The sequence below is a fragment of the Klebsiella sp. F11 genome (assembly GCF_056712265.1).
Genome location: NZ_CM160060.1, coordinates 4118841 through 4131035 on the forward strand (window position 1 = coordinate 4118841; position 12195 = coordinate 4131035).

Annotated in this window: 8 protein-coding genes; 3 read left to right on the forward strand and 5 right to left on the reverse strand. The window is 62.8% G+C overall.

The window, feature by feature from the left end; all coding sequences use genetic code 11:
• The first annotated feature begins 200 nt into the window (after positions 1-200).
• The gene (locus AC1M2H_RS20350) at positions 201-1316 is read left to right on the forward strand and encodes a YbdK family carboxylate-amine ligase (protein ID WP_480148798.1); all 1116 of its coding nucleotides are present in this window, start codon (positions 201-203) and stop codon (positions 1314-1316) included.
• A 49-nt stretch (positions 1317-1365) separates the two neighbouring features.
• On the forward strand, positions 1366-2094 hold the full coding sequence (locus AC1M2H_RS20355) for a phosphodiester glycosidase family protein (RefSeq protein ID WP_480151998.1): 729 nt from the start codon (positions 1366-1368) through the stop codon (positions 2092-2094).
• Here AC1M2H_RS20355 and AC1M2H_RS20360 read toward each other — a convergent pair.
• The 4 genes from AC1M2H_RS20360 to AC1M2H_RS20375 form a co-directional block, all read right to left on the reverse strand.
• Positions 2091-5195: an efflux RND transporter permease subunit gene (locus AC1M2H_RS20360; protein ID WP_480148799.1), complete on the reverse strand. Its 3105-nt coding sequence runs from the start codon at positions 5193-5195 to the stop codon at positions 2091-2093. The genes AC1M2H_RS20355 and AC1M2H_RS20360 overlap by 4 nt on opposite strands.
• Before the next feature lie 11 nt (positions 5196-5206).
• On the reverse strand, positions 5207-6286 hold the full coding sequence (locus AC1M2H_RS20365) for an efflux RND transporter periplasmic adaptor subunit (RefSeq protein WP_480148800.1): 1080 nt from the start codon (positions 6284-6286) through the stop codon (positions 5207-5209).
• 59 nt (positions 6287-6345) lie between these two features.
• Positions 6346-9069 carry a cation-transporting P-type ATPase gene (locus tag AC1M2H_RS20370; protein WP_480148801.1) on the reverse strand — a complete coding sequence of 908 codons (2724 nt, stop codon included), beginning with the start codon at positions 9067-9069 and terminating at the stop codon, positions 6346-6348.
• A gap of 515 nt (positions 9070-9584) precedes the next feature.
• Positions 9585-10279 (reverse strand): IS1 family transposase gene (locus AC1M2H_RS20375; RefSeq protein WP_480147781.1). Its coding sequence is split into 2 segments (ribosomal slippage): positions 9585-10033 and positions 10033-10279, totalling 696 coding nucleotides; the frame shifts between segments, so codons are not numbered across the junction.
• 62 nt (positions 10280-10341) lie between these two features.
• Between AC1M2H_RS20375 and AC1M2H_RS20380 the strand changes: the two genes are divergently transcribed.
• A complete protein-coding gene (locus tag AC1M2H_RS20380; RefSeq protein ID WP_480148802.1) occupies positions 10342-10590 on the forward strand; it encodes a DUF1158 domain-containing protein in 249 nt (82 codons plus the stop codon).
• Here the strand turns inward: AC1M2H_RS20380 and AC1M2H_RS20385 are convergent.
• Positions 10519-12141, reverse strand: a complete 1623-nt coding sequence (locus tag AC1M2H_RS20385; protein WP_480148803.1) for an alpha/beta hydrolase-fold protein — start codon at positions 12139-12141, stop codon at positions 10519-10521. The two genes, AC1M2H_RS20380 and AC1M2H_RS20385, sit on opposite strands and share 72 nt — an antisense overlap.
• Between the last annotated feature and the right edge of the window lie 54 nt (positions 12142-12195).

Here is a 12195-nt window from a genome sequence, read left to right on the forward strand (position 1 = left end):
GTCAGCGGGAAATATGTTGCAGAACTGCACCAGCTTATTTTATCGCGGGAAGCAATAATAACGCCGCGCAACTTTATATAAAATAAATTCATAACTCCCCTCTATTTATAAGGGCCATTAGCGTTCGCCCGGCGGCGGCGGGCGCTAAGCCCGAGAAATTTTACCTATACTTTCTGCATATCCGTACGCAAGGAATCGCCATGCCATTACCTGATTTTCACGTTTCGGCGCCGTTTACGCTCGGTATCGAGCTGGAGCTGCAGGTGGTCAACCCGCCGGGATACGATCTGAGCCAGGACTCCTCGGCGCTAATTGCCGCCGTGGAGGAGGCCATTACCGTCGGGGAGGTGAAGCACGACATCACCGAGAGCATGCTGGAGGTGGCGACGGGGATTTGCCGCGACATTCACCAGGCGATGGCGCAGCTGACCGCTATTCAGCAGGAGATACTGCGCGCCGGGGCGCGGCAGCATCGGCAAATATGCGGCGGCGGCACCCATCCGTTTCAGGCCTGGCAGCGCCAGCAAATCAGCAGCAACCCGCGCTACCTGAAGACCGTCGAGCACTTCGGCTACCTCGCGCAGCAGTCAACGGTATTCGGCCAGCACGTCCACGTCGGCTGCCAGAACGGCGACGATGCGATCTATCTCGTCCACGGGCTGTCGCGCTACGTGCCGCATTTTATTGCGCTTAATGCGGCCTCGCCCTGGCTCGACGGCGCCGACAGCGGCTTCGCCACCGCCCGCCTGAACCTCTTTTCCGCCTACCCCGACAACGGGCCGATGCCGTGGGTCACCGACTGGCAGGCGTTTAACGGGCTGTTCCGCCGCCTCAGCTATACCAGCATGATTGATAGCATGAAGGATCTGCACTGGGACATTCGCCCCAGCCCGCGCTTCGGCACCGTCGAGGTGCGGGTGATGGATACCCCGCTGACGATTGCCCAGGCGGTCAATATTGCCGGCTATATTCAGATAATCGCCTGCTGGCTGCTGGCGGAAAGGCCGTTTAAGCCGCAGCCCGAGGACTATCTGCTCTACCCTTTCAACCGCTACCAGGCCTGCCGCTACGGCCTCGAGGGGATCGTCACCGACGTCCGCTCCGGCGAGCAGCGCAGCGTCCGGGAGGAGATTTTATGCCTGGCGGAGCGCCTGGCGCCCTTCGCCCGGCAGCTCAACGCCACCAGCGCCCTTGACGCCATCGTCCGCCAGGCGCAGCACAACCGCAGCGAGGCCCGACGGATGCGCGAGTTTGTCGCCAACGGCGGCTCGCTGATCGGCCTGGTGCAAAAGCACTGCGAGATCTGGGCGGCGTAGCGGCGACAAAAAGGTATACTGCCCGCCTTAGCCGCTTCAAGGAATGCCCATGCTCCCGCGCCTCTCTCCGCGACTCGTCGCGCTGATGCTGTTGCCGTTTTCCGCCTTTGCCGCCGGAAAATGCGCCCTCACCGACCCGTCGCTGACGCTGCAAAGCTACGCCGTCAATCCGCAGCAGGAGCGGATCGCCATGTACTGGAAAAACGGCGACGGCAGCGCCTGGGGCTCCCTGCGATCGCTGCTGGCGGATATCAACCGCGACGGCCGCGTGCGGATGGCGATGAACGGCGGGATTTACGATAAGGCCTATGCGCCGCTGGGGCTTTATATCGAAAAGGGCAAACGGCTGACCGCGCTCAACCGCGCCTCCGGCGGCGGCAACTTTTTCATTCGTCCCGGCGGGGTCTTTTTTGTTAAAGGCCAGCGGGCGGGGATCGTCAGCATCGATAAATACCGGCCGTCGCCGGCCATCGATTACGCCGTGCAGTCCGGCCCGATGCTGATTGAAAACGGCAGGATAAACTGGCGGCTGAAGCCGTCCGCCGCCTCGCGCAAGCTGCGCAACGGCGTCGGCCTCACCCGCCAGGGCCAGGTGATATTTATGCTCAGCGAGCAGGAAACCAACTTCTACGACTTCGCCTGCTACGCGCAGTCAAAGCTTAACGTCCGGCAGATGCTCTACCTCGACGGCACCATTTCGAAAATGTACCGGCAGGGCGGCGGCGTGCCCTGGCAGTACCATCCGTTCGTCAGCATGATTACGGTAGAAGCCCGCTAGCGCCGCGCCGACATCCGGCGGTGCCCCCACTCGCGCAGGCGCTGGAAGAGCGCAAACAGCGAGGGAATAAACAGAATACCGATCAGCGTCGCCACCAGCATGCCGCTGAACACGGTGGTGCCGATAATCCGCCGGCTCTGCGCCCCGGCGCCGGTGGCGAACATCATCGGCACGATCCCGATAATAAACGAGACCGCGGTCATCAGCACCGCGCGAAAGCGGCGGATAGCCCCTTCGCGGGCGGCGTCGGCTATCGACGTCCCCTCTTCGCGCTTCGCCCGGGCGAACTCGACGATCAGGATCGCGTTCTTCGCCGCGAGGGCGATGAGCAGCACCAGGCCAATCTGCACGTACACATCGTTGGCGTAACCGGCTACCCACAGCCACAGCAGCGCCCCGCCGATGGCGAACAGCACCGACAGCATCACGCTCGCCGGCAGCGTCCAGCTTTCATACTGCGCAACGAGGAACAGCCACGCCATCGCCACCGCCGCCAGCACGATCCAGATAGCCTGGTTGCCGGTCTGCTGCTCCTGCCACGAGATCCCGCTCCAGGCATAGTCGTAACCCTGGGGTAGATTGGCCTGCAAAATCTCCGCCATCGCGGCCATCGCCGCCCGGCTGCTGACCCCTTCCGCCGCCGAGCCGCTAATCGACACCGACGGAGATTGATTGTACTGCTGGATAAACGGCGCCCCCACCGTGGGGGTGACGGTGACCAGATTGCTCAGGCGCACCCGCTCGCCGTGGTTGCTGCGCACGTAGAGCTCGCTTATCTGCTCCGCCCGCTCGCGCCACTGCATCTCGTTTTGCATCACCACGTGGTAGACCCGATTATTGATGCTAAAGTCCCCGGCGCGGGTGCCGCCAAACGCCGTCTGCAGGCTGCTGAAGATCCGCGCGACCGGGACGTCCAGGCGGGCGGCGCGATCGCGGTCGACGCTCAGCGTCAGCTGCGGCACGCGGCTGCTCCAGGTGGTAAAGACCCGGCTCAGCTGCGGATGCTGATTGGCGATTTGCAGCACCCGCAGCGCTACGCTTTCCAGCTCCGCCGACGATTGTCCGGCCTGGGCCAGAATGCGCAGGTTAAAGCCCGAGGCGCTGCCCAGCCCCGGCAGCGTCGGCGGCGCAAAAGCCATAATCGTCGCCTCCGGCAGCGCCAGCAGCTGCCCCTGCAGCTTGTTCATCACCTGCTCCAGCGGCCGCCGCCGATGCCAGTCTTTCAGCATCACCGAGATAAACCCGCCGTTTGAGGCGCTGGTGCCGTTCAAAATATTGAAGCCCGACACCTGAATGACGTCCTCCACCGCCGGGTTGGCCAGCAGCAGCTCGCGCGCCTGGGCCATTACCGCTTCGGTACGCTCCAGGGAAGCCGCCTCCGGCAGCTGGACGCTGGCGAAGAAGTAGCCCTGATCTTCCTCGGGCAGAAAGCCCTTCGGCATGGTGCTGAAGCTGAACGCCACCGCCCCGGCGGCCAGCGTGACCGCCGCCAGCGCCAGCCACGGCCGGCGGTTCATGCGCACGACGATCGCCCCGTAGCCGTCGCGCAGGCGATCGAGACCGCGATTGAACAGCCGCCAGACGGCCGCCGGACGCGCCGGACGCGGGCGCAGCAACAGCGCGCAGAGGGCCGGCGTCAGGGTCAGCGCCACCACGCTCGACAGCGTCACCGCAGTGGAGAGGGTGACCGCGAACTGGCGATAAAGCTCGCCGACGATGCCCGGCAGCAGCGCCACCGGCACGAACACCGCCAGCAGCACCAGGGTGGTGGCGATAACCGGCCCGGCGATTTGGCGCAGCGCCTGGGCGGTGGCCTCGAGGCGGCCGGCGCCTTCCGCCATCTGGCTCTCGACGCTCTCCACCACCACGATGGCATCGTCCACCACCATCGTCAGGGCGAGGATAACGGCGAACAGGCTGAGGGTATTGGCGCTGTAGCCCAGCAGGTAGAGCACCGCGAAGGTGCCGATCAGCGATACCGGGATCGCCAGCGCGACGATCAGCGTCGCCCGCCAGCTTTGCAGGAACAGCGACACCACCGCCACCACCGCCAGCAGGGTGAGCAGCAGCGAAACGCCAATCTCCTTGATGGTCGCCGACACGAAGCACGTGGTATCGAACTTCACCTCCCAGGTGAGGTCCGCCGGGAAGCGCGCGTGCAGGCGCGTCAGCTCGGCGCGCACCGCGCTGGCAACCTGCAGCGCGTTGGCGGTCGGCGTCGGATAAACCCCCAGATAGGCCGAGTCGCGGCCGTTGAGCTGCGCGCCGGAGCTGTAGCTGCGGGCGCCGAGCTCGATGGTCGCCACCTCGGCCAGGCGCACCAGCTGCCCCTGCTCGCCGCTGCGGATCGCTATCTGACCGAAGCTTGCCGCATCGCTCAGGCGCCCGATGCCGTTGATGGTCAGGGTTTGCTGCTGGCCGTTAAACACCGGCGGCGTCCCCACCTGCCCGGCGGCGCCCTGCACGTTCTGCTCGCGCAGCGCCTGGGCGATATCTTCGCTGGTGACGTTGAGCGCATTCATGCGGTCGGGCCGCAGCCAGACGCGCATGCTGTAGTCGCGGGCGCCGAACATCTGCACCTCGCCGACGCCCGGCAGCCGGGCCAGCGCCTCGCGTACCTGGGTACTGGCGTAGTTGCTGACAAACAGCGGCGAGAGCGTTTCCGTCGGCGAATAGAGGCTGATCCCCATCAGCAGGTTGGTGGCCCGCTTGCGCACCTGCACCCCGTTCTGCTGCACCTCGGCGGGCAGCTGCGCCACCGCCTGGGAGACACGGTTCTGCACGTCAATTGCCGCCAGATCGGCATCGGTGCCGGCCGCAAAGGTCAGGCTCAGGCTGTAGGTCCCCTCGTCGGAGCTGGTGGACTCCATGTACAGCATATGGTCCACGCCGTTGAGCTGGGTCTCCAGCGGCGCGGCGATGGCCTCGGCCACGTCTGCCGCGCTGGCGCCTGGCCAGCTAGCGCTGACGCTAATCACCGGCGGCGTAATTTGTGGATATTGCTCAACCGGAATCAGCTTCAGCGCCACCGCCCCGGCAAAGGTTATCAGCAGCGCAATCACCATCGCAAAGCGCGGACGGCGGATAAAAAACGTCAGCATCCCTTCTTTCCTTATTTCAATAGCCGCACGGCCGCGCCGTCACGCAGGCGCTGTACGCCTTCCGTCACCACCCGCTCGCCGACGTCCAGCCCCTGGGCGACCGCGTAGCGCTGCCCCTGCTGCTCGCCCAGGGTCAGCCGACGCAGCGCGGCGGTGTTATTGTCCGTCAGCACCCAGCAGTAGAAGCCCTGCGCGTCCTGCTGCACGGCCGCCAGCGGGATCGTCAGGCTTTCCTGCTGCTGGCGCGGGCGCAAAATCACCGTCACGCTGCCGCCCGGCAGCAGGCGGTGCTGCGGATTGGCGAACTCGGCGCGCATCACCACGCTGGCGGTGCGGCTGTCGATGCGGTTATCCACCGAGGTCAGCACGCCCTCTTCGCGCGCGCCGCCGGGGGCGATCAATGCCTGCCACGCCCGCTTCAGCGCGGCAATATCGTCATGCTGCCCCGCCTTGCTATAAAAGGCGCCCTCGTCTAAGGCGAAGGAGACGCGGATCGGGTCAAGCTGGACGATATCCACCAGCGCGCCGCTGGCCGGATTGACCAGGCTGCCGACGTGGAAGGGGCTGTGGCCCACGCGCCCGGTCACCGGCGAATCAATGCGCGTATAGCCGAGGGTAATCTGCTGCGCGGCAACGCGCGCCTGCGCCTGATCGACGGCGGCGGCGGCGACATCGCGCTGCATCCGCGCGTTATCGACGTCGTTGCGGCTGATCGAGTGGTTGTTTTGCAGACGCTGATAGCGGCTCAGCAGCTGTTCGGCCTGGCGCAGCGACGCCTCGGCGCTTCTCAGCTCGGCCTGGGCCAGCGCCAGCGCCGCGCGGGGCTGGGCGTCGTCGAGGGTAAACAGGCGCTCGCCCTGCCTGACGTACTGCCCGTCCGCGAAATGGCGCTCGACGATGGCGCCTTCGGTACGGGCGCGAATCTCAACCGCGTGAATCGCCTCGACGCGTCCGGGAAGCTGACGCTCGTCGAGGTGGGCGGCGCGTTCGACGGTCGCCGCGCGGACCGGGATCGCCGGCGCGGCGGCGGCGCTAAGGGTGCAGCCGGCCAGGCCGCAGGCCAGTAAGGCGAAGCGGAACATTTTTTTCATGGGGGAAATTCCTTGCTGACGTTATCGCGCCCCTCCCGGATGGGGAGGGGCGCGAAGGTTCAGGCGGTTTTACGCCAACGGCGGGTCAGGCGCTTCTCAACCTCCACCACCAGGAACATCGCCACGCCGATGGCGAGAGTGACGAACCAGTAGCGCAGCGGCAGCCTTTCGGTACCAAACATCGTCTGCATCAGCGGGACGTAGATGATAACCAGCTGCATCAGCAGCAGTACGCCGCTCACCAGCCAGATGCCTTTATTGCGCAGCAGGCCCATATTCAGCGAGAAGCTGTCGCTGCTGCGGCAGTTAATCATATACACCCACTGGGCGGTGACCAGCATCTGCAGCAGCACGGTGCGGATAAACTCAGGGCTATGGCCGCGCGGCGCCAGCCAGGCCTCAAGGATAAAGGCGGCGACGGCGATCATCGTGCCGACGAACGCCACCCGCCAGACGGCAAAGGCGTCCATCACGTGCTGGCCGGTTTTACGCGGCGGCCGGTTCATGGCGTTGCGCTCGGCGGCTTCAAAGGCGAGGCCGAAGGAGAGCGTCGCGGAGGTCGCCATGTTCATCCACAGGATCAGCACCGGCGTCAGCGGAATAATGTTCCCCGCCAGCAGGGCGATGATAATCAGCAGCCCCTGCGCCAGGTTGGTGGGCATGATGAACAGGATGGTTTTCTTCAGGTTGTCGTAGACCCGACGCCCCTCTTTTACCGCGCTGGCGATGGTGGCGAAGTTGTCGTCGGTCAGCACCATATCGGCGGCCTCTTTGGTGACCTCCGTCCCTTTGATCCCCATCGCAATGCCGACGTCGGCCTGGCGCAGGGCCGGCGCGTCGTTGACGCCGTCGCCGGTCATCCCGACCACTTCGCCGCTCTCCTGGAGGGCTTTAACCAGCCGCAGCTTATGCTCCGGGCTGGTGCGGGCGAAAATATCGTACTCGACGGCGGCTTTTGCCAGCTCGGCATCGTCCATGTGCTCCAGGCGGTAGCCGGTCATCGCCTCGCTGCTGTTGGCGATCCCCAGCATCTGGCCAATACTCATCGCCGTCTGCGGGTGATCGCCGGTGATCATCTTCACGCGGATCCCCGCGTTCTGACAGGCGTGAATGGCGTCGATGGCTTCCGGACGCGGCGGGTCCATCATCCCGGCGATGCCGAGGAACACCAGGCCTTCGCGCAGGTCATCGTGGGTCAGCGTCGCGCTGCCGACAGCGGCAGGCTTGCCGGCGGCGGCGACCATGCGCAGCCCCTGACGGGCGAAGCGCGCCATCTCATCTTCCCAATACTGCAGGTCGAACGGCACCGCGCCCTGCTTGCTCATCTGCTGGCGGCACATGGCGAAAATCACGTCCGGCGCGCCGGTAATCAGCACCCGCGGCTCATCGCCAATCTGCTGCAGGGTAGCCATATATTTGTACTGCGAGTCGAACGGAATTTTGGCAATCAGGCGCGTTTCCACCGGCGCCAGCTGCGCTTTCGCCGCCAGCACCTTTAGCGCCCCTTCGGTTGGCCCGCCGGTAATGCCCCACAGCCTGCTCTCGTCCTGGATAATCTGGCTGTCGTTGCACAGGTCGATGGTCCGCAGCCAGCTTTCCAGCACGCTGCCCGGCCTGATCTGTACCGGCTCGTCGCTGCCTTCGAGGCAGATATTGCCCTTCGGCTCGTAGCTGTCGCCTTCGACGCGGTAGCAGCAGTCGGCGGTCACGATCGCTTTGACGGTCATTTCGTTCATCGTCAGGGTGCCGGTTTTATCCGAGCACACCACGGTCATCGCGCCGAGGGTTTCGACGGTCGGCAGCTTGCGGATGATCGCCCGCTGCCGCGCCATCGCCTGCACGCCGAGAGATAAAATAATCGAGATGATGGCCGGTAAACCTTCCGGTACCGCCGCCACCGCGAGGCTAATCAGCGACAGCAGCAGTTCGCCGATCGGAATGTCGCGCAGCGCCAGGCTAAAGATGAACAGCGCGGCCATCATCGCGAGGATAATGACGAAAATCGCTTTGCCAAGCTTGTCCATCTGCACCAGCAGCGGCGTGCGGTGCTTCTCAATCCCCGCCATCATCTGGTTGATATGGCCGAGCTCGGTCTGCTGGCCGGTGGCGGTCACCACGCCAACGCCGGCGCCGGCGCTGACGGTGGTGCCGGAGAACAGCATATTGGTGCGATCCCCCAGCGGCAGCTCGCCCTGCAGCGCGTCGGTGGTTTTATCCACCACCGTCGATTCGCCGGTCAGGATCGCCTCTTCCACCCGCAGGCTGTGGGTTTCAATCAGGCGCATATCCGCCGGGACGCGGTCGCCGGCGCGCAGAAGGACGATATCGCCCGGCACCAGATCGCGGGTCGCCACGGTCTCGTGCCTGCCTCCGCGCTGCACCCGCGCGTCGCTGGAGAGCATATTGCGAATGCCCTGCAGGGACTTTTCGGCGTTGCTCTCCTGCACGTGGCCAATCAGGGCGTTGATCACGGTGACGCCGAGAATAACCAGCGTATCCACCCAGTGGCCCATCACCGCGGTGAGCGCGGCGGCGGCCAGCAGGACAAAGATCAGGACGTCGTTAAAGTGCGCGAGAAAACGCAGCCAGCCCGGCTTGCCTTTCTTTTCCGGCAGCGCGTTAGGCCCCCAGGTTTTCAGGCGTTCTGCGGCCTCGGCGGAGGTCAGGCCGTCAGCGCGGCTCTCTTTCTGCGCCACAACATCAGCCACCGTTTGCTGGTAGGCGTAGCAGGATGCTGCCTCCCCTGAAGGGGGCGTATTACGGGGATTTATCTTTTTGGTCAAAATAAATTTTCCTTATAAATTCCGTGAAGCAGAAAGCCTGAAATCATTTCTGGCCAATGAAAGATTATAATTTCACGGGCAAGAGGAATTACCCGAAGGATAACTTTTAATCTCTCGCAAAATTTAAAAAATGTGATAAGTTGTTTCTCAAAGCAACTATTGCAGAAGATTAATAAACCTATATTAAACGAGGCTCATTATGTTTGGAATCTATCGCGGACGCCGCCTGGCGCTATACATCCTGCTGGCTATCATCATCGCTACGCTGGTGGGCTACAGTACCTATAGTTTTGTAAAAGCGACGATCTAATAATGACTTTAATTTACACTGACAGGTTATTAATTTAATCACAAAAGTCTCGATTTAAATTAACAGAAATATTAAAAATGGAGCATCAGATATAATACAAAGAGGCGAGAATAATAGCCGGCGAAAGCATATTGCGTTAAATAATATTTTGCCGGACAATATGTTTTTTAACTGACGATTAACAAGTAATGGGTAATGCCTCCAATCAGTAGAACATGTACTTTTCGATGAAGGCACCGATGACCTTTTCGTGCAATTCGATGGAACGTGAAAAACATATTGTTTTGCGTGCCAGCCGCTTGATACGGGTTCGCAGCGTCAGATTGTTTCGCTCAATGCGCTGTGTGAAAATTTTACCAGTCAGATGTATCTCCTTCGGCACCTCTCTGGCATAACTGCCCCAGTTATCGCTGGTAATCATGCCGATGCTAAAGGGCGTCAACAGGGCCAACAGTTCCCGACATGTCTCATCGGTACGTGGGCCGAAAGTATAAGCCAGTACGCCACCCGTTTTGGTATTGTAAGCATACCAGAGCCAGTGCTGCCGGGCTTTACTGCCAACAAAGCCCCACTGCTCATCAAGCTCGCAGATGAGTGCCACATCGGCATGAGCGACAGGAGAAGCGGTTATCCGGGACGGCGAGAGCTTTTTAATGTCCGTATGACGGTATTGATACCGACCTTAAGAACTCTGGCGGTATCGCGGACGCCGGCACCGTTGTGTGCCAGTTCAACTATCTGTTCTTTTACACCGGGTTTTCTGGCTTCATAGGTATAAGCCAGCTGAAAAACGCGGCGACATGACCGGCAACGAAAGCGCTCGTGCCCGGAACAGCTGTGCCCATGGCGATAAACAGAATCGGAATGGCAACGAGGACAATGAACAGTAACGGTAGCCATAGAAAGCCCTAAATACCAGTAGCATATCATGGTTTTCTATCGATTGAAGGCATTACCAAGTAATGAAACATCCGCTTGAAACGCTGATCTCTGCCGCCGGCATCCTGCTGCTGGCGCTGCTCTCCTGCCTGCTGCTGCCGGCCCCCTCCCTTGGGCTGACGCTGGCGCAGAAGCTGGTTGCGACCTTTCACCTGCTCGATCTCAACCAGCTCTACACCCTGCTGTTTTGCCTGTGGTTTTTAGCGCTGGGCGCGATTGAATACGTGGTGCTGCGCTGGGTCTGGCGCCGCTGGTTTTCCCTTGAGCGTTAGTCCGGTTAAGTCGCGCATCCCCGCCACCAGCGCCTCACACCACGCGGCATAATCGTGGCCGCTGGAGGAGGGGTGGAAGCTGACGCGATAGCCTTTGTCGCGCAGTACCCGCTCAAACTCCTGCGTATTGGCATAAATCCCGCCGTCGGGGCCCGCGGTCTCAAACCTCCCCGCCTGCAGCCAGAAGCGCACCGGATAGCGCGGCGACTGCTGATACTGCCGCGTCAGCCAGCTCGCCTCCTCCCCCTTCGGCGCCCACCAGTACGACCCCGACAGGCTGAGCACGTTGGCAAACTGGCGCGGGTAGCGCAGCGCCACCCACGAAGCGGCCAGGCCGCCGTAGCTCGAACCGGCGACCACGGTTTTTTGCCGCGTCGGGTTCAGCCCCTGCTGGCGCAGCCACGGTAGCAGCTCGTGGGCCATAAAGTCGGCGAAGAAGGGGTTGGGCGGCAGCTCTTTGGCCCGCCGCGGATGATCGAGGCTATCGATAAACACCACGTTCACCGGCGGCAGCGCGTGGCTGGCGATCAGGCTATCGAGGACGTTGGCGAAGCGGTACTCATCCTGGTAGGTTTTGCCATCGAACAGCATCAGGGTCCAGCGCGCCGGCTGCGGCAGGCGCGGGCGATAGATCGACACCTCCCGGCTATTTTGCAAAAAGTCGCTGTAGAGCTGATGGCGGGTCAGAGTGCCGTAGCGCAGCGGCTGCGCCATCCGCTGCGGGGTGCAGAAACGCGCCGGGTTGAGGGCCAGCAGCGAATAGCGGTTCCAGCGATCGCTGGCGGCGTTGACGCTGTGCGGATTCAGCGGATCGGCCTGGGCGCTGACCAGAATCGCCCGCCGCTGGTCGCGCGCGCTGCCGTCAATCACCGGTACGTCCGGCGCCAGCTTGTACTGCATCAGCGTGTCCGCCGGGACCACGTAGCTGCGGAACCAGACGTCGGAGCTGCCGAGACGAAACAGCGGATCGTGATCGCCCGCCGGCGATCCGAGGATAAACACGTTGCGGCTCGCCCCGCGCCACAGGAAGGTGACGCGCTTATGGCTCGCGTCCAGCGCCTCAACCATCGGCGTCCCCTCCTGCTCGCGCTCCTGCCAGAAGGCGGCCGTTGAGCCGCCGGCCGCCAGCTCCCGCATCAGCAGCTGCAGACGCGGGCTAACGGGGTCCAGAGGCTGGCTTTTTACCAGCGCGATGGTCTCCTTCATCCGCCACTGAAAGCGCCAGCGGGTGCCCTCTTCGCCGTGCAGCACCAGCGCCGAAGGACGGTTGACCGGCAGAGAAAACAGCAGCGTCTGCTCGCCGTCCGCCGGCCCACCCGCCAGCAGCGTGCGCAGGCGGCGGTTGTGCTCATCCAGCAGGCGGGCGTCCGTCACCCCGGAAAGGGTCGCGGCGACGTAGTTTTCCCCCAACGTCGGCAGGTCAAAACAGACCTCGCCGCTGGCATCGAACTTGCCCTGCAGCTCTCCCTGCAGCGAGCGGGACTCGCAGTTCATTGCCGCCGCCGGTAGCGCGCTCATCCCCACCAGCAGACCACTCCATGCCATCTTCATTGCCCGATTATTCCTGTAAGAATTTGTTGCCAACGCTAATGCAAATAGGAATGA